Below are 19,429 nucleotides of genomic sequence, written 5' to 3'. Positions count from 1 at the left end.
GGCGGCGCGGGGGGCGGCGCCACGGGGCGCGGCTGGGCGACGGGGGGCGGCGCCACCGGGGGCCGCGCCATGGCGGGGGGAGGCGGCGGCGCGACGGGCAGCGGCTCGGGGACGAGCTCCACCACCTCCACGCCGGTGATGATCTCCTCCTCGCCCAGCACCACGTCCTCGGAGTCCGCGCCGCCACGCAGCGCCTGCGCGTAGACGGACTGGAACTCCTCCTCGCTCATCAGGTCTGGCGGACGCTCGGCGGCCTTTGCCAGCTCCGCCTGGGCCCCCGGGGCCGGGCGCGGACGCACCGCGTTCATGTCGATGGCGCGCAGCGGTCGGAACGCCTTGCTGTAGCGGCGCAGCAGTTGGTTCATCCGGAACTCGGGGATGACCACCGGCACGATGCGCTTGCCCGTCTTGAAGGCGATGGCGTCCAGCGTCGCGAAGTCATGCGGGTTCACCACCGCGACGCTCAGCCGCGTGGCATCCACCCGCATGGGCAGGAGCTCCTTGTCGTCTGCCTGGTTGGGGGGCACCAGCTCCACGGCCTTGGGGTCCGGCACCATCTCCCCGCTGGCGAACGCGCTGTTGTGCAGCTTGCCCAACGACTTCGCCAGGTCCACCTCGGCCAGGAGCCCCAGCTCCACGAGGTTCGTCCCCAGCCGACCGCCGTGCACCACCTGCGCCTCGAGTGCCTCCTCGAGCCCGTCGGCCGTGACGAGACCTTCCTTCAGGAGCAGTTCACCCAGGCGCATGCCCCGGCTTGTAGCCGTGCCCCATCCCGCTCCGCAAGCGCGCACGCGGCCCGCACGCGCTCGCTCTAGTCCTCGGGGTGGTGGCTGAGCGCCACGCGGTTGCCTTCCGGGTCCCTCACGTACACCGTCCACCGGGTCTCGTGCTCCAGGGAGAGACCCGCCCGAGTGAGCGCGGACACCACCGCCGCCCGCTCGGCGCGCGGAATCCGGAAGGCGAGCATCAACAAGCCGGGCCGCTCCTGCCGGAAGGGCTCCTCCAGCGGCGCGCCGCCCACCGCCTCGATGGCGAGGAAGGCCCCGGCCCCACCGGGGACGGAGACCCAGATGCTCCGCAGGGAGCCATCCGGCCGCAGGTGCCGGGTCAGCTCGGGGAAGCCCAGCAAGTCCCTGTAGAAGGCCGTCACCCGCTCGACGTCCCTCGCCTGGATGGCCACGTGGTGGAAGCCCTGAACGTTCATGGGACGGATGGTATGGTCCGCTCGCCCATGGCGCGACTGCTCATCGTCGAGGACAACCAGGAACTGGCCTCCCTCATCGTCTCCACGGCCCAAAGCCGAGGACATGAGGCGAGGGCCGTCCATACCGGTGAGGCGGCGCTGGAGGCGCTCGGCCCAGGCTCGAAGTGGGACGCGGCCCTGGTGGACCTGCTCCTGCCCGACATCCGCGGCAGCGAGGTGCTCGGCGCCCTGCGCGCCCACGGCATCCCCGCCATCGCCGTGAGCGGCGTCTACAAGGGAGACCGTTTCGCCCAGGAGGCCGTGCAGGTCCACGGCGCGCGCGCCTTCTTCGAGAAGCCCTTCGAGCTGCTCCAGGTCATGGACGCGCTGGAGCAGGCGGGCGGCGTCACCCCTGCGCCCCGTCGGACACCGCCGGTCGAAGGTGAAGCCGACCAGGACGCGCTGCTCGACGACGCGGACCTCATCGTGCTCGAGGAGCTGGTCCCCGAGGAGGGAGAGACCGCGGCGCCGCTGCAGCCCGTCCCGGAGTCCGCGCCGCTTCCTGGCCTGGACAGCGAGGAGCCGTCGCTGCCCCTCCCCTTCGCCCACCGCGAGAAGGTGTGGGCCGCGCCCGTCGAGCCGGTCCCCGCGTCGACCGCCTCGGCGCGCGCGCGGAAGAAGCTCCCCGAGTGGTCGCTCGCCGGGGAGTTGAAGGACACCTCCGTGCCGCGGCTGCTCAACGCGTATTACGAGTCGCGTCACCACGGAGAGCTGAAGCTCAAGCAGGGCTCCATCCTCAAGGTCGTCTACTTCGAGTCCGGGCGCATCGTGTACGCCGCCTCGAACCTGGCGAACGAGCGCTTCGGCCGCTTCTGCGTGCGCCGGGGTGTCCTCCCCGAGCAGCGCCTCGCCGAGGTGGCCGCGTACGCGAAGGAGCACTCGCTGCGCACCGGAGAGGCCTTGCTGCGCCTGGGCATCCTGGACGCCGCGCGGCGCAAGCAACTGCTGGAGGAGCAGGTCCGGGAGCTGCTGTGGACCACCTTCCCGTGGACGGAGGGGCAGTATGGCTTCAGCCCCATGCGCCCGCAGCGCGCGGACCTGGTGAAGCTGTCCGTCTTCCCCGGTGACCTGGTGCTGGAGGGCGTGGAGCGCACGGAGACGCTGGTCGCGCTGCGTCAGCGGATGGGCGCGTCGCGCCGCCTCTTCCCCACCGCCGACCCGCCGTACGGCCTCCACGAACTGAAGCTCCAGGGTCCCCAGGCGCTGCTGCTCGCGTACGCGGACGGCAGCAAGACGGTGGACGACCTGCTCGCGCTGACGGACCTGTCGGAGCGCCAGGCCCTGGCCACGCTGCGCGCGCTGGAGTTGCTCGGGGTGCTGGAGGAGCGTCCGGAGACGCCCAGCCGCCGGCACCGCATCACCTTCGGCCTGTGACGCTTCAGCGCCGCCCGGACGCCCGGCGGCGCAGCAGACGCGCCAGCGCCACCAGGGCCATCAGCGCCGTCCCCGGGCCTCCTTCGGAGCAGCCACAGCCCGACGCCTTCGGCTCGGGGGAGCGCGGCCCGGACACCGGGACTCCGTTGAGGAACACCTGCCCCACGAAGCGCGGCGTCGCGAGCAGCCTCGAGCGGGCCACGTACGTCAGTTGCCCGGTGGCGTGCGCGGGCAGCGCGACGCCCTCGACGGTGAAGCCCTCCGAGGCGACGGACTCCGTGAGCGCCTGCCCCGCCAGCTTCACGCTGCCGGGCACCACCTCCAGGCCCTCGACCTGCTCGACGTAGCGCAGCCCCGTCACGGCGCAGCCCGTCGTGTTGCGCAGCTCCACCACGACGCCCACCAGGCCCGTGTCGGAGCCCGACGGTGACTCGGTGGCGTGCGCCACGTCCACGAACGGCTCGGCCAGGATGGGCACCGTGTGCAGCGTCGTGGCCTGGTTGCCCTGCCCCGCGTCGGCCGTGACGCGCAAGGTGACGGACTGGCCCACCAGCGTCTGCAACCCGGTCTCCTGGGTCTCGACGGAGACGCTCGCCCCGGTGAGCGAGGGCCGGGCCAACGCGGGCCCACCCTCCTGTTGCCAGGCGAGGGTCACCTCGCCGCAGGCGTCGGGCGGAATCGTCTGGGTCAACGACGCGCGCGCGCCTTCACCACAGCGCGCGATGAGCGCGCCTCCCTCGAGTTCCCCCAGCGCCGCGGGGCGCGCGGTCGCCGTGACCTCCAACCGGGCACGGCCTCCCTCGACGGGGGGCGTGCCGTCGGAGAACAGCTCCCCGCGCACGGTGAAGCGCTCCGCGGTGCAGACCGGCGGCAGCGTCGGACGCCAGATGCCTGGGACGGACACCACCTCCACGGGCTGGGAGGTCCCATCCACGGACATCCGGGCGCGCAGGTCGTAGGCCCCGGGGCACTGCAGGGAGGTCCCCAGTTGGATCGCCAGCACGCCCCCCTCGGGCTGCTCCGTCATCAGCAGGCTCGCGGTGGAGACCTGCTCCACCTCCGGCTGGATGTCGACGCGCACGATGGACGAAGCCCCGTCCAGCACGCCCCCGCCTTCGACGGCCAGACGGTTGCGCACGACGAAGGACAGCGTGCCCTGGGAGCAGGAATCCGCCTCCACCTCGAGCACCAGGGCCGACACGGGAGCGGTCGGATCGACACTCCGTCCCTGCGCGTCCAACACCCGGACGCCCGGGGGCAGCGCCGTCCCCGCCTGGAGCTGCCACACCGTCTCCACGGCGGGGAGCCCGGGCGAGCCATCACACGGATGGAGCGAATCCGGACGCAGCTCCACGCGCGAGCCAGGGCCCGACGTCAGCCGACGCGTGGTGCCTTCGGAGAAGGGCGCGGAGGGCGCGCCCCAGGGCCGGACGTCCACGCTGAAGGCCGTGGCCCCGGAGAGCAACGAGCCCTCGTCGCGGGCTCGCACCTCGTACGTGTAGCGAGCCCCGGAGGCCGAGCACACATTCGCGGGGGGCGTGAAGGTCGCCTTGCCGTCGTCGTCGAAGGCCAGTTGAGGCTGACCGGGCGGAGCGCTCCACACGTAGCCCGTGGGCGCGCAAGGCCCCGGTGCCCCGGACGCGGTGAACACCCGCGCCGGGCCTCCCGCGGAGGTCGACGCGCTGGACGGGTTCACGATGGGCGGCTCCGGCCCCTCGCGGTTGACGATGCGCACCGGCACCACCTTCTGCCGGTCGTGGTCCCGGAGCCCGTCGGACGCGGAGACGGTGAAGTCGGTCAGCGTCGTCTTGCAGACGACGGCGGCCGAGAGCTGGAGCGACACGGCGTCCGGGCGCGGCGTGGCGCTCAGCGACACCAGGGAGGAAGAGCCGGTGCTCGCGGTGACTCGCAGCGCGTCGCCGTCCGCGTCCGTCGCGCTGATGTCGAGGGTCCGTATCGCCCCTTCGTCGATCTCGACGGGCTCGGGCGTCGCGTTGAAGACGGGGGGAGAGACGTTCTCGTAATAGATGACGTTCGGCCCCTGGTTCTTCAGGGTGATGACGCAGAACGTGGAGTCCGCGCACGACACCTGGTCGAACGGGTCCGTCACGGGCAGCGACGCCGCGGAGAACGTGGGATGCACGCGCCACACCTTGCCCGCGTCCGCCGCGCTCGCCGCGGGCACCGCGCCCAACACCACGGCCTCACCGTTGCGTCGACCGATGGCGAGGCCGAAGCCCACGCCCAGCGGGCTGCCCTGCTCGACGTTCACGTCCACGGCGTTGACCGTCACCCCGGTGGCATCGAGCAGCGAAGCGCGCCGGAAGTCCGTGAAGGGCGTGCCCGGCGCGGGCGGCTGGAGCTGTGCCCAGAAGAGTCCGTCCTGGTTGCCCACCAGCGCGAGCGGATAGGCTCCCCCGGTGGGGATGAGGTCGATGGCCTGGATCGGGTTCGTCGAGAGCGTCAGGTTGACGTCCGCCTCGCGCTGGTCGTCGCGAAACCACAGCAGGTTGGGCGGCCCGACGATGTGGACCAACGCGTTCGCCACGTTGCCCGACGTCTCCGTCACGCCCATCACGGACGTCGCCTTGTACAGGCCCGTCTGGAGGATGGGTGTCCAGGGCGTCTGGAACAGGCGTCCGGGCGCCGCCGTCAACAGCAGGAACTCGGTCGTGTCGACCGAGACGGCGGCATAGCCGCGTCCCGAGCGCGTCTGGCGCACCCGCGTGAGCTTGTGGTTCGTCGACGTGGGGAGGTCCGGGACGATGGTCCCCGGCCCCGTCACCGCGCAGTTCGCCCCCGCGTGGACGGCGCCCGAATCCCTCACGCCCACGAAGCACCCCGTCGAGGGGTCCACGGGGAACAGCAGCGTCCCGATGCCCGGCGAGAACAAGCGCGTCTCGGTGGCGGACTCGTTGACGTGCAGCTCCGCCCCTTGTGAGAAGGCGTGGGCGATGACGTCGGGGCTCCAGACCATCACGTCCCGGGGTTCGCCCGAGACGACGAGCCCCTCCCGCCACCCCGCGTCAGCGACCGCGGTCATTCCGAGCCAGAGGCAGATGACGATGCCGGCGCGCACGCGATGCTCCTAGTAGGCGAGTTCCGCCCGCAGGTAGAGCCGGTCCTGATCATCCGACGTTTCGGACGTCAGCCCCAAACCACTGAAGCCCAGCAGTGTGTACCCGACAGCCATTCGCAGCCGCTCATCCATCCGATATGCCACTTCCGCGCGCACGGCTGTCAACCGGTCACCTTCCGGGGACGATGTGCGCCGCGCGCCCTCGGCCGCGACCTCCAGTCCTCCCACCACGCGGAAGGACGGACGCACCGTGCCGGTCCACACCCACCGCGCGGAGTCCTCCAGGCTGGTGCGCCCCGCGTGCAGGCCCGCGGCGAGCGCGAAGCGGTCGCCCACTCGCACCGCGGGCATGAGCGAGAGGACCTGCAACGCCCGGTCACCGAACGCCATCCGCGCCCCCGGCAGCAACTCCCGGGTGATGGCATAGCGGGCCACCACGAGCCACGGACCGGGACGCCAGGCCACCGCCGCGTAGCCCTCCACGAACCGCGCCTCCAGGGCGTCCTCGTTGACGGTGCGTGAGAAGTCCACGCGCCCGGAGGCCATCACGTCCCGATGGAGCTCCGCCTCCGCCGCCAGCGCCACCACCGTCTGGAGCCGATCGACCGGCGCGTCGGAGCCCCGCTCCGCCGTGCCCTTCTCCCGCCGCAGCTCCAGCCGCCCTTCCAGCCGCAGGCGCTCGAGGAGGAGCTGTCCGAACACCCCACCCGCGTCCCGATGCAGCGGCGGGTCCACGTCGAGCAGGCTCCGCACGCCGCGCTCGTAGCGGGCCCCCACGCTGAAGCCGCCCGCCAGCGTCTGCTGCAACCCCACCGCGCGAGACAGCCGCACCGCGGTGGCGTCGTGCAGGCCCACCTCCTCGACGAAGAGGGCGGTCCCGCTGTCCGGCAGCTCGGTGCGCGCGCCCGTGAGCGTGCGCCCCGCGCCGAAGTCCGGCCCATCCACGTCGACCGAGTAGCCGCCGTAGAACACGTCGGCGCCGCTGCGCGACTCCACCTGCGCCCAGGCCCGGGGTCCGAGGTCCGGCCCCCACCCACCGCGCACGCCCAGCCGTGTCTCGCGGCCCAGCTCCACGTCCACGCCCGCGGCGGTGAACGTGTCGTCCACCCGTCCCGGGCCCGCGCCATGGAGGGCCAGCGTCTGTCGGTGGGAGGCCTGGAGCCACACCTCGTCGAGCAGGCGGTAACGCCCCGCGATGCCCACGGACGTTCGTCCTCCCGACAGCGCCGGGCCTTCTCCCACGACCTCCGCCGCCTTCAAGCGTGCGTCGCGCGCCTCCACGCTCACGCCCCACGACGACTCCTCCCAACCCACGCTCGCGCCCACGGTGCTCGCGGCGAAGGGGAGGTCCTCGAAGGGCTCACGCGGGTCCGCGGAGCGCCGGTCGTCCGCGAGCAGCGACAGACGCAAGCGCCCGATGGGCTGCTTCACGCGGAGGGAGAGCTGCTGGAAGCGCGCCCCCTCGGTGTGTGCTCCGTCCGAGAACCCACGCGCGCGCCAGCGATAGGCCGCGTCCACCGCGCCCTCGCGCAGCAGGCCCGGGCCCCGCAGGCGAAGCCCCACGGCCTCGCCTCGCGCATCGCGGACGGACGCGGGACGCAGGAACGTGAGGCCTCCGTCGTCCGAGACACCGAAGAGGCCCGCGTCCACCGCCGTGCCCCGGCTGGAGGCCACCTCTGCTTCCAGCGAGAACGCCGCCAGGCGTCCCGAGGCGCGCCCCGAATAGAGCGTGTAGGGCTTTCCGTCGCGGCCCTCGCGCACGGCGGCGAGCCCCAGCCGCGCTCCGCGCCACTCGGCCCACAGCTCCGCGCCCGCGGTGTCCTCGGCGTCCGCGGTCCGCAGCGCCGCGTAGTCCGCGACGAGCACGGGCTCCGGCGCCTCCGTCACCAGGTCCGTGCGCAGGAACGTCTCCCCCGCGAGGAACGAGAGCGGGCGCGACAGGAGGATGCGCCCCGCGAAGTAGTCGATGTCGTAGTCCCGGCCACGCACGAGGTGTCGCTCCGCGAGCGGCAGCCCCGTGACGCCGTCGCGCACCTCGATGCGCAGCAGCTCCGAGCCCTCCGCCACCGACACCGCGCCCAGGTAGTAGAGGCTACCGCCCGTCGCACGCAGCTCCTCGTGCGCGGGAACGGCCGTGAGGCTCCGGGTCGGATCACTCAGGCTGCCGCCGAAGCCCTCCACGCCCGCGCGCACCCCTGGTCCCGGGTCCTTGGAGGTCCGCAGCTCCGCGTAGGGACCGAACAGGGGCCGGTGGTAGCGCCCCACCTCACGGTCCTGCACGAGCGCCCGGTAGGTGCCCAGGCCCGCGCGACCGTAGTCCTCGTGGCGCGCCTCCACGCGCAGCCGGGCCTCCGCGGCGTTCGGCGTCAGCGACACCGAATCGTCGGCCCACTCCTCTGGAGAGAAGTCGGGGTCACCCACCCGCTCGAAGCGCTCCGGCAGGCGCGGGCGCAGCCAGTCCGGCAGCTCCGCGCCATGCAACGTGCGACCATCCGTGTCACGCAGGTCCAGCTCGCCCACCACCTCGACGTCGCGGAAGCGCAGCTCGGCATGCGCGGTGCCACGTCCCCGCAACTGCAGGTCGCCATCCGCGGGCGCGAACGTCGCCTCGACATCCAGCAACGCCACCGCGAAGGGCCTCGCCTCGGCGACGAGCCCCCACGTCTCGACGCGCTCCGGCTGCCCGGGGAGCGTCAGCGCCAGTCCCACGTCGTTGCGGCCCGGGGACAACGTCACCGGGACCTCCAGGCGGCCCTCCGGTCCGACGACGAGCACACCCCGAGGCCCCTTCACGTGGGTCCCTTCGGGAGCGCTCACCTTCAGCCGCGCCGGGCCGCTGGCGACGACCTCGTCCCTCCGGACGGGCAGGCTCACCGTCGCCACCGGCTCGACGTGGCGGGGGATGACCATCCACCCGCCCTCGCGTCGGACGACGTCGATGCGCTGACGGAACAGGCGCGCGACGCCATCCTCCGACGTCGCCGTGATGACCAGCGGGTTCTGCCCCTCCGCCAGCGACACGTTGGCGTGCCAGGCGCCCCGCGCATCCACCTGGGCCTCCACGCCGGAGACGCGGACCTGGTCCCCCGCGGAGGCCTGACCGGCCACGAGGAAACGCACCGTCCCCTCCCCCGACACCACCTCCGCCACGGGCGGCGTGTCGGAGTAGGAGAGGCTCAGGGGCATGGCCGACTTCGGCGTCGGGCTCCGCACCGCGAAGTCCTGGAGGGCGACGGCGCCCCACGGCACCTCCACGGTCGCGGCCTCTGGCGACACGCGACTGGACGCGGGCAACGAGCGCGCATCGACCTTGAGCCGGTGACGCCCCGGACGCAGGTGCAGTCCGCCCGTGGCGTCGGGAGAGCGTGAGTCCACGCCCGTCAGGTGGAAACGGCCCCGGGCATCCGTGCGCACCTCGCGCCCCGTGGACAGCACGAGCCGCACGTTCGCCAGCCCCGGCTCGTCCGCGCCGCACAGCCCGTCACCATCCACGTCGTCGCACACGCGGCCGGCGATGGTGGAGGCCAGCGACGGGACATCCGCCGTCACCCCCTGGGCCCAGACCGGCATCGCCAGCAGCACCGCGACCCACCACCCGCGCGCGAGCGTCATGGGCGGACCTCGGCCAGCGCCGTCACGCCGGTGGCGACGTCGGCGACGGACACGCTCACGGGACGGTCGGAGCGCACCGTGAACGACGTGCGTCCGTCATGACTCTCGAGCGCATCGCGCGAGCCGCTGGACTGCGCGACGTGGACCTCGCGCCCTGTCAGCACCTGGCCCTTCGCGTCCTCCAACCAATACGTCACCCGCGCCCCGTCGACGCGGAGCCGCACGTTGACGGGCACCTCGGGGGCCAGCCGCACCGACAACCGCGCCGCGGGCGGCACGAGCGGCGCCTCCAGCGGGGACACCGGGCCGTCCTTCCCGAGGACATGGAGGGTGCGCACCAGGCCCGTCCACACGCCATGCGCGACGGCATGGACGCCCGGTGCCAATACGCCCAGGGCCACGGTGCCGTCCTCACCCGTCATCAGCGGCCGTCCGTCGACCATCAACGGCTGCGAGGGGACGGGCAGCCCCGCCAGGTCCGAGACTCCCGCGTAGAGCCCTCCGTCCTGCGACCACACGGAGATGCGCGCCGGCTCGCTGCCCACGGGCCCCCAGGCCCGGGCCTGGAGTGTCACGTCGACGTCTGAGCCCGACACCGGCGGTTGCCACTGGGTGGCATACGTCCCCGGCGGCGACTCCACCACGGGAGAGAAGGTCCCCACGGGCGCCTCCAGCTCCACCTTCGCGCCCGAGCGGGGACGCGACAGGGCGTCCCGCGCATCGAGCGTCAGTCGAGCCTCCGAGCCCCGGTGCACCAGCGAGTCGGACAGCGTCGCGCGCACCTCCTGCACGGGGCCCTGCACGAGTTGGAGCGCCAGCGACTCACGAGAGCCCGGCCCGCGCTGTGGCCAGGCGACCTCGATGCGCTCGTCGTCCGCCAGGACCCGCGGCGCCGTGTAGAGCCACTCCAACATCCCTCCCGCCGCGCGAACCGGGCCCCGCAGCGTGCCGTGGCGGACCTGCGTCGTCACCTTCGCGTCGTCCACGGGACTGCCGAGCGGATCACTCGTCGCACACAGCAACCGCGCGCGCGACACACCATCCGCGGGCAGCCGCTGCGGTTGCAGCACGCACGCCAACCCGTCGGTGGGCGGGAGGTTGAGGTCCACCGGCATGCGCCGCACGTTGCCCGCGCGGTCCACCACGCTGCCCTGACCGAAGCGGTGGCCCGGCGGCACGACGATGGGCAGGCGGAAGCGCCCGTCCGCGCCCGCCGTCACCGGACCGAACGATTCCCCGGAGATGGCCACGGAGATGCGCGCGTCCGGCTCCGTGGTGCCCGGCAGGTTGACGGACGCGGCGAGCGGCACCAGGACCCGCCCGTAGGTGCCATGCACCGACTGGGGACTGGGCCACGCGGAGAAGGCCACCAGGATGGCGACCTCCGGGTAGCGCGTGTCCGGCAACATGTAGCGCGCGCGGTAGATGCCCGGCTCGGCGCGCTCGAGCCCCTCGATGCGCCCCGTGCTCACGCGGACGACGGGCGGCGCGCCGGTGTCGTCGGCGGTGCCGTCCGGACGGAGCATGCGCACGGTGAGCACCGCCTCCTTGTCCCGCCCCTTCACCGGCGCGGCGGGCTCCAGCGCCAGCTTCACCTCCGTCGCCGGCGGCCCGAGCACGAAGCGCGCCTGCGCCTCGAGCCCGTCGACGCGCGCTCGCACGAGCACGTCGCGGGCGCCGGCGCGCGGCACCACCACGAACGTGCGCAGCGGCGGCTGGGCCGGGCCCTCCTTCAGCTCCGCGCCCTCGGCGCTCACCACGGGCGCACCCAACGGCACGAGCACACCCGAGGCATCCTTCCGCGCGAGCGCCACGGGAAAGCCATCCGGCGCGACGGCGGACGACGGCCCGAGGAGCTCGAGCGTGTCCGCCCAGACCGGGGCGCACAGCAACAGGAGGATGGCGAGGAGAAACCGGTTCAGGGCGCGTGTAACTCTACAGGGCGCCGCCGTTCCGTCGAAGCTCCTTCCGCGCAACGACGACACGCGCACGCCGGGGGCGGGTCAAACACAGCGCCAGCAGCGCCAATCCCCCCGCGGCCAGCGAGCCGCCCCCCGTGCTACAGCCTGTTCCATCCTCGTTGCCAAAGGTCAGTGGTGACACCCCGCTGCCCTCGACGACGACAGGGACCACGCGTGTCCCGGGGATGAGCTGCGCGCCGGGCAATCCCGCGGATGAGACATTCGAGACACCACACTGGGAAGGCTCACCGTAGACGCGGATGCGGAACGAGCTGCCCGCGCTCCCGGAGATGAGCGCCGCGAGCCAACTGCTGCCCTTCATCCGGATGTCTCGCGCCACGAGTGACACACCCGGCTTGAAACGGGAGGGGTCGACGATCTCCGCGCCATCCAGCCACACCCACCCCGACGTGGCGCGGTCTCCCGCGTAGCCATTGTCGACACACATGACCCCCGCGCCCTTGCCGTAGAAGCCGAGCGACACCGCGTTCGGCTGCCCCGTGGTGCGCGCCACCTCCAGCGCCGCGAGCAGCGGCGTCGACCCGGGCTGGTTGCACACCTGCTCGGCCGTGCGCGGCGTGGCGCCGAACGCCGCCACGCCCTCGCACGGATTCTCGCGCGGCAGCTCGAAGGTGAAGGCGTGGACGTTGAAGTCGCCCGCCTCGGACACCGTCCACACCACGCGCACCGTGCCGTCGTCGGACACGCTCAGGTCGTTGAGGTTCTCGTCCTCCGGCGAGTTCGTCAGTTGGTAGAGCGTCTGCGTGCTCAGGTCGTAGAGCACGATGTCGAAGTCCCCCTTCGCAGGGTCCTTCCGCTCGAAGGCGATCAACGAGCCGCTGACGCTCGGGTTCGCGTCCAGCCCGGGGAGCGCCAGGCGCTGCTCGGCGCCGCCGTTCACGGGCTTCCAGTAGATGTCGCGGTCCGTCACGCCCTCCACCGTGCGCGTGCTGGCGTAGACGACGATGTCGCCGTTGGTGTCGGGCTGGGACTCCTCGCCCTCGCTGCCGGTGAGGGCCTGCGAGTTGAAGCGGTCACCGCCCCAGCGCGCCTGCCAGATATCGCAGTGCTGCCCCGCCACGTCGCACTTGGCCCAGACCACCGTCTTCCCGTCCGGGGACACCGCGGGCGTGCGGTCCAGCATGTGGTCGTCGGTGAGGCGCGTGAGCGTGCGCTGGTCCAGGTCGAACACGGCGATCTCCGGCTCCAGCGTGCTGCCGGTGTAGCCGAAGTCCTGCCACGCCACCGTGCGCCCTCCGATGACGGCCGCGCGCCGGCTGCTGCCGTCCTGCGGCGCGAGCTCCTCCGGCGGGCCGTCCGTGCTCACGTCGAAGGTGAAGATGGCGCTCGAGGTGCTGACGCGGGTGAACACCACCGTCCCGCCACTGACGTCCGACACGAAGTCGAACGCGCCGCCGTTGGGGATGGCCGCGTCCTCCCCCGTCGTCAGGTCGTGGTAGCGGATCTCACTCGTGCCACCCGACTCGTTCGTGTACGCCACGAGCGAGCCGCTCACATGGGGGTCCGTCTGGTCTCCAGGGCCCGCGTTCACCACCTGCAGGGCTCCCGAGAGGGAAGGGGCGTCAGCCGCGGGGGACAGCGCAGGCAACAGACACGTCAGGAGGGGGAGCGCGCGCAGCATCAGAAGAACCTCCCGGAGGACTCGGAGAACGGGACGGACCCAGGCCCGCACAAGGCGCAGTGGGTCCGGAATCCACCCCGGATGGTTCTTCCCACGGCGGTCACGGCCGGCCGGACTTCAGGCCCCGCGGCTTTGCGCACCAAGGCTTTCGCCCTGGATTGCCCTTGAACAGGAACGACGTTGTACCCAGGAGTCTAGGGAGACCCTCTGGCATGGGTCAAGCCGCTCGCTCGTCCGGTCGCCCTGCCCTCACTGCGGGTCGTCGTGGGCCTGGTTCCAGATGTCCGTGTCGGTCTTCATCGACGGAGCGCGCGTGTCGACCACCACCTCGGCGCGATCACGCTGCTCCAGCCGGCCCACACCCACGGCGCGGACGTCCACCGTGTTGGCGCCTTCCTTCAGCTTCACCTTGCGCTCGAAGCGCCCGTCGGCGTCGGCGGTGACGCGCACGGCGTTCACCTCGACGCGGCTGCCGGGCGTCGTCTGGCCCTTCACCAGCAGCTCGCGCTCGCGGCGGGTGCGGTCCACCGGCCAGTCCACCTTGAGCAGGAGGCTGGTGGGCACCTGAGAAGGCTCCGAAGGCGCGTGGCCGGGGCGGACGATGGACTGCTGGCCCGCACGGACGATGACCACCTTGCCCTGCCCGACGAGGGTGACCTCACCCTCGCGCGTGCCCACGGCCACGGTGCCCGCGCCGTTGTTGCTCATGGTGAAGACACCGCCCTGCTGCAACGTGGCCACCGCGTCGCTCTGCGCCGCCTTCACCTCGAAGGTGTGGCGCACGCCCGGACGGACGATGGCGGTGGCCATACCGTTGGCGAGCAGGAGGCGGGACACGGACTTCGTGAGGTCCTCCACGGACACCTCGGTGCCCGGGTCCATGCGGAACTCCACCGCCTCCCCGCCGATGAGCACCGCGTACGAACCGTCGTCGGTGCGCACCTGGTCATGCCGGCGCAGCGCCATGCCCACCGCCGCCTTGCGCCACGAACCGTCGCCGGACTTCACCTCCACCGTGCCGGTGACCTCCGTGAGCTCCAGCTCCAGGGCCTTCTCCACCACCGGCGCCACGTCCGGCGCCACCACGGGAGGAGGCGGCGGTGGAGGGGGTGGGGGCGACGTGCGAAGGAAGACGAACCACCCCAGGGGCAGCGTCGCGAGGATGAGCGCGAGCCCGAGGAAGAAGGGCGTCTGGCGCCGGCTGGGTCGGGGCTCGGCCATTGCGTCTCCCGTTAGCTATCACAGCCATCCGTGGAGCTCATGCCTTGGGCAGCTCCACGGTGAAGCACGCGCCCTTCCCCACCTCCGAGCGCACGGAGAGCGTGCCTCCCGCCTCCGTCACGACGCGCCACGCCACGCTCAACCCCAGCCCCACGTTGGACCACACGTCCTTGGTGGTGAAGAAGGGCTCGAAGATGCGCGGGCGGATGTCGGGGGCGATGCCCTTGCCCGTGTCCTCCACCTCCAGGAACGCGGCGCCGTCGCGCTGGCCGGTGCGCAGGGTGAGCCGCCGCGTGGGCGACTTCATCATCGCGGTGCGCGCGTTGGACAGCAGCGCCAGCACCACCTGCGAGAGGTGGCCCGGGTCGGCCCGCACGCGCCCCAGGTTGGGCGCCAGTTGCGTGGACAGGGTGATGCCGTCGCTGAGGACCTGGTGCTCGGTGAGCGTGAGCGCGTCGCGCACCACGGCGTTGAGGTCCACGGGCCGCAGGTCCGCGCGCTCGCGCTGCTGGGAGAAGCGCAGCAGGTTCTGGGTGATCTCCTTGCACCGTTTGGCGCTGTGCTCGATCTTCCGCAGCGTGTCCAGGTCCGGGTCCGCGGGTCCCCGGTCGAGCATCAACAACTGCACGTTGCCGAGGATGCCGGCCAGCGGGTTGTTGATTTCGTGCGCCACGCCCGCGCCCAGTTGCCCCACGGCGGCCAGCTTCTGGGCCTCGACCAGTTGGGCCTGCGCGCTGCGCAGCTCCGCGGTGGCGTCCTCCACCCGCGCGCGCAGCTCGTCGTTCCACTGGAGGATGCGCGCCCGCGCGGTCTCCAGCTCGGCGCCCAGCTTGTTGAAGGACGTGGCCAGCTCGCTGAGCTCGTCGCGGCCCTCCACCCGCACGCGCCGGTCCAGCTCGCCACGTCCATACGCCTCCGCGCCCTCCACCACCTCCGCGAGGCGTCGGTTGAGCCGACGCGTGAAGAGCGCGCCGAGCCCCAGCAGGACGACGAGGGCCACGCCCGTGGAGCCCAGCACCGCGTCGCGCAGGGCGTCCACCGGCGCGAGCACCGTGGCCTCGTCCGACTCGACGACCACGTCGAAGCGCAGCCCTCGCGGGACACGCGCCACGCTGACCCTTCGCGCGGGGTCCTGCACGCGGAAGCTCCGGGGCACCAGCGGGTCGGCCGCGGCGGACGCGACGAGGTGGGCGACCAGCTGCGGCTCCAACACCGTCATGTGCCGCTGGGGCTCCGAGGTCGCGAGGATGCGCCGGTCCTCGTCCACCAGGTACAGCCGCGCGCCGCCCTCCACCGCCCGGCGGCGGAGCACCGACTCCAGCGGTCCGAAGACGATCTCCGCCAGCGCATACGGCGCGTCCTCGCCCTCGGCGAGCTTCACCGCCACCGACACCGCCGCGCGGCCACTCTCCGGGTGCACGTACGCGACGCCGAGCGCCGCCTGCCCCTTGCCGCCGCCGCGCAACTGCTGGACGGGCACCGAGCGAACCATGCGCTCCAGCCCGTCCGGTTGGAACAGCGGGTGCCCCTCCGCGCCCTGGGGACGGAAGACGGGCTCGCCCACCAACTGCCCCCGCGCGTCCAGCTTCAGCACGGCGCTCACCGCCGGGGACTGGCCGTAGAGCAGCCGCAGCCCGCCCACGGTCTCCGCCTCGTTCGCGGCGTGCCAGTCGATGAGCTCCGCGGAGCGGGCCAGCGAGTCGACCACCTCCATCAGCGCGGCGCCGACGAGCTCCGCGGCGGCGGAGGCCTGCGTGCGTTGCTCCGCGTCGATGCGGTCGGCCAGCCGCGCCTCCGCGCGGGACAGCAACAGGAAGCCGACCGCGGCCAGCGGCAGCACCGTCACCGCGACCATGAACAGGACCAGCTGCTGGTAGAGCCTCACCCGGCCACGGAGCGTATCACCTGCTCACGATCACTGCGCAGATAGACGGAACCCTGGATGGCCTTGGCGCGTTTCTTCATGTCTGCTGCACGCCGCGCCAACTCCGCGTGGTCCTGGGTGCCGTCCGTCATCACCGCCACCACGGACACGCTCATGATGGGGAAGCGGCGGCGCTCGCCGAAGCGGTCCTCCGCCTCGATGTGGCCACGCTCCCGGTCCTGTCGGTCGTAGTAGAGCGGGATGATGCGGTCGAACGTCTCGATGGCCGTCTGGCAGACGCGGTCCACCGACTCCGGCGAGGCGATGAAGACGAAGTCGTCTCCGGCCACGTGGCCGAGGAAGTCCCCGGGCACGCCCTCCTGCGCGAAGATCTCCCGCATCAGGTCGCCCGTCTGGCGCACGACGCCGTCCGCCTTCGCGAAGCCGTAGTAGTCGTTGTAGGCCTTGAGGTTGTCCAGGTCGAGGTAGCAGAAGGCGAAGGGCTTGCGCGCCAGCAGTCGCCGCTGCACCTCGCGCTCGATGGCGGTGGAGCCCGGCAACTGCGTGGTGGGCGACGCCGACAGCTCCTGCTCCTTGCGGCGGATGACGCTCTCCACCCGCGCCCCCAGCTCCAGCGCGTCGAAGGGCTTGGTGAGGTAGTCGTCGCCGCCCAGCTTGAGCGCGCGCACCTTCGAGGACGTCTCCGCGCGCGCGGAGATGAAGATGACGGAGATGTGGCCGCTGGCGCGCTCGGCCTTGATCTCCTCCAGGAAGAGGAAGCCGTCGCCGTCCGGCAGCGTCACGTCGAGCAGGATGACGTCCGGCCGGCGCTCCCGCAGCGACCGGCGCCCCTCCTCGAGCGAACTGGCCACCGCCACGTTGAAGCCGATGTTCTCCAGCACCTCGCGGCAGATGGCGGCGATCTTCTGGTCGTCGTCCACCACCAGCACGCGCCCGTGCGCCGGGCCCGCGCGGCCGCGAACCAGCGAGTCCACCGTGGCCAGGAGCTTGTCCGGCGCCAGCGGGCGGACCAGGAACGCGTCCGCGCCGGCACGGAAGGCGCGCTGGCGCTCGTCGAAGGCGGAGGTGAGCAGGAGCGGGGCGCGGCGCGTCTCCGGGTCGTGCCGGAGGATCTCCGCCAGCCGCAGCCCGTCCACGTCGGGCAGGCGCACGGACACGAGGATCATGTCCGGGTGGTGGTGGCGCGCGCTGGAGAGCCCCTCCTCCGCGGAGAAGGCCAGCCGCACGTCGTAGCCCCGTCCGGACATCAACGCCTTGGCGATGTAGCCGACCTCCGGCTCGCCCTCGATGACCAGCACCCGCCCGCGGCTCTCGCGGCGCTTGGGCCCGGGCTCGCCCGCGTCGTCCTGGCGCAGCTCCGGCGGCGGCTCGGTGGGCAGCACCGCCATGAAGCGCACGCCGTCGGTGCACGGCTCGCACCAGATGCGGCCACCGTGCGCCTCGACGATGTTGCGGCAGATGGCCAGGCCCAGGCCCGTGCCGCGCACGGTGCGGTTGGCCTTGGTGCGCGCCTGTTCGAAGCGGTCGAAGATGCGCTCCAGGCTGTCCTCGGCGATGGGCTCGCCGCTGTTCCAGCACGACAGCACGACATAGCCCGGCAGGCTGGACGTGGCGTGCAGCTCCACGCGCACCTCGCCGCCCTCCGGGGTGAACTTCACCGCGTTGTTGAGCAGGTTGTTGAGGACCTGGTTGAGGCGGTTCGGGTCTGCGATGACGCGCAGCGGATGGCGCGGCAGCCCCGGCGTCACCTGCACGCGCTTCTCGCCGAAGGCCGGGCCGTACTTCTCCACCACGCGCTGGACCAGCTCGTCCAGGTACGCCACCTCGAAGTTCATCCGCAGGCGGCCCTTGGCGAACTTCGACAGGTCCAGGAGGTCGTCGACGATGGTGTTGAGCTTCTCCGTCGAGTCCCGCGCCAGCGACAGGTAGCGGCGCTGCCGCTCGTTGATGTCGCCCGCCATGAAGTTGAGCACCAGGTCCAGCGCGCCGGAGATGGACGTCAGCGGCGTGCGCAGCTCGTGGCTCACCATGGAGACGAACTCGTCCTTGCGCTCCTCCAGGCGCTTCTGGTCGGTGATGTCGCGCAGCACCACGCACACCCCGCGCAGCGTCCCGCGCGCGTCGCTCACCGGCGTGGCGGTGGTCTGCACGTGGCGGTCGAAGAGCTTCACCTCCTCGCGCAGCACCTGGCTGCCGCTGTACTCCCAGCCGCGCACCAGGTGGAAGGGCTGGAAGCCCAGCCGCTCCTCCATCATCCGGCTGGTGTGCTCCGCCGCGTCGTCGCCCACGTGCAGCAGGCGTCGGGCCGCGGGGTTCATCACCACGATGTCGTTCTTCTCGTCGGTGAGCACCACGCCGTCCGCCATGGACTCCACCATGCGCTCCATGCGGTGGCGGGCCTCCTCCTCCGCCGAACGCAGGGACTGGATGGCGTCCGCCGTCTGGTTGGCGAGCACGTCCAGCAGCACGCCGTCGTCCTCGGTGAAGGCGTCCGCGCGCTGGCTGAACAGCGACAGCATGCCCACCGGACGCCCACCCGCCACCAGGTTCACCGTGAGCTGGCTGGGGTAGACGGACGGCGCCGCCGCGTCCTGCGTCGTCGTGCCCGCCACGCGGGTGATGACCCGGTCCTCCGGCAGGAGCAGCCCGCTGCTCTTGCGGTAGGCGCCGAGCATCGACTCCTTCACGCCCAGCAGCGCCTGCTCGCCCACCGTGCCGTGGCACCGCAGTCGCAGCGTCGCGCTGCGCGACTCGTCCGGGGCGATCAGCGCCGCGCCGCAGTCGTACGGCAGCACCCGCGCCACGGCGATGAGCACCCGGTCGATGATGTTGTCGTAGCTGGCCGGATCATTCGCGCTGGCCCGGCTCACCTCGTAGAGGACGAACAGCGCCTCCACGCGCTGGTGGAGCTGGCGGATGAGCCGCTCCTTGTCGCGACGCAGTTGCGTGTACTCCACCGCGTTCTTCACGGTGATGAGCAGGTCGTTCACGTCCCAGGGCTTGGTGATGTACCGGTACACCTGCCCCTGGTTGATGGCCGCGATGAGGTCGTCGGGGTCCGTGAACCCGGTGAGGAGGAGCGTGGTGACGTCGAAGCCTTCGGCGCGAGCGGTCGCGGCCAGCTCGATGCCGGTCATCTCCGGCATGCGCTGGTCGGTCACCAGCACGTCCACCTGCTCGCGGCGCAATATCTCCAGCGCCGCAGGACCACTGAGGGCAGTGAGGACCCGATACCGGCGCTGGAACATCCGGGTGAGGATGTCCAGGACGTCGGCTTCGTCGTCTACGAAGAGGAGCGTGTGGCGGAGCTCTGACACGGCAGGCGGAATAGTACGTCGAGATCGTCGGAAACCCTCAAGAACTGAGAATACCGAACGTCCGGCACGTACCTGCCGTGCGCGGGGGGACACTG

At 72.1% G+C, this 19,429-nt stretch carries 10 protein-coding genes; 1 reads left to right on the top strand and 9 read right to left on the bottom strand.

Features of this window, described 5'->3' with window-relative positions; translation table 11 throughout:
* A partial coding sequence (locus LZ198_RS40480; RefSeq protein WP_456094083.1) for a GspE/PulE/PilB domain-containing protein occupies positions 1 to 746 on the bottom strand: 746 nt, incomplete at its 3' end.
* A 65-nt stretch (positions 747 to 811) separates the two neighbouring features.
* Positions 812 to 1,204 carry a VOC family protein gene (locus LZ198_RS40475; RefSeq protein WP_253977527.1) on the bottom strand — a complete coding sequence of 131 codons (393 nt, stop codon included), beginning with the start codon at positions 1,202 to 1,204 and terminating at the stop codon, positions 812 to 814.
* A 12-nt stretch (positions 1,205 to 1,216) separates the two neighbouring features.
* Between LZ198_RS40475 and LZ198_RS40470 the strand changes: the two genes are divergently transcribed.
* On the top strand, positions 1,217 to 2,617 hold the full coding sequence (locus LZ198_RS40470; RefSeq protein ID WP_253977526.1) for a response regulator: 1,401 nt from the start codon (positions 1,217 to 1,219) through the stop codon (positions 2,615 to 2,617).
* A gap of 4 nt (positions 2,618 to 2,621) precedes the next feature.
* Here the strand turns inward: LZ198_RS40470 and LZ198_RS43570 are convergent, their stop codons facing one another.
* The 7 genes from LZ198_RS43570 to LZ198_RS40435 all read right to left on the bottom strand — a co-directional run bounded on the left by LZ198_RS43570 (position 2,622) and on the right by LZ198_RS40435 (position 19,334).
* Entirely contained in the window at positions 2,622 to 5,696 is a 3,075-nt protein-coding gene (locus LZ198_RS43570) for an MYXO-CTERM sorting domain-containing protein (protein WP_253977525.1), read from the bottom strand.
* Between the two features lie 9 nt (positions 5,697 to 5,705).
* Positions 5,706 to 9,308, bottom strand: coding sequence for a flagellar motor protein (locus LZ198_RS40460; RefSeq protein WP_253977524.1), 3,603 nt, complete (start codon positions 9,306 to 9,308; stop codon positions 5,706 to 5,708).
* The gene (locus LZ198_RS40455) at positions 9,305 to 11,197 is read right to left on the bottom strand and encodes a hypothetical protein (RefSeq protein ID WP_407667510.1); all 1,893 of its coding nucleotides are present in this window, start codon (positions 11,195 to 11,197) and stop codon (positions 9,305 to 9,307) included. The genes LZ198_RS40460 and LZ198_RS40455 overlap by 4 nt, the downstream gene beginning before the upstream one ends.
* Positions 11,198 to 11,243: 46 nt before the next feature.
* Complete coding sequence (locus tag LZ198_RS40450) at positions 11,244 to 12,911, bottom strand: TolB family protein (protein WP_253977522.1); 1,668 nt, start codon at positions 12,909 to 12,911, stop codon at positions 11,244 to 11,246.
* A gap of 249 nt (positions 12,912 to 13,160) precedes the next feature.
* Positions 13,161 to 14,132, bottom strand: coding sequence for a FecR domain-containing protein (locus LZ198_RS40445; protein ID WP_253977521.1), 972 nt, complete (start codon positions 14,130 to 14,132; stop codon positions 13,161 to 13,163).
* Between the two features lie 37 nt (positions 14,133 to 14,169).
* Complete coding sequence (locus LZ198_RS40440; RefSeq protein ID WP_253977520.1) at positions 14,170 to 16,017, bottom strand: sensor histidine kinase; 1,848 nt, start codon at positions 16,015 to 16,017, stop codon at positions 14,170 to 14,172.
* Positions 16,014 to 19,334, bottom strand: a complete 3,321-nt coding sequence (locus LZ198_RS40435; protein ID WP_253977519.1) for a response regulator — start codon at positions 19,332 to 19,334, stop codon at positions 16,014 to 16,016. Before LZ198_RS40435 ends, LZ198_RS40440 begins: the two co-directional genes overlap by 4 nt.
* Positions 19,335 to 19,429 lie beyond the last annotated feature (95 nt).

Origin of the sequence: Myxococcus dinghuensis (assembly GCF_024198235.1) — a bacterium.
GTDB classification, from domain to species: domain Bacteria; phylum Myxococcota; class Myxococcia; order Myxococcales; family Myxococcaceae; genus Myxococcus; species Myxococcus dinghuensis.
The sequence above is the reverse complement of the archived record's forward strand: the minus strand, read 5'-3'. Positions and strand labels throughout refer to the sequence as shown.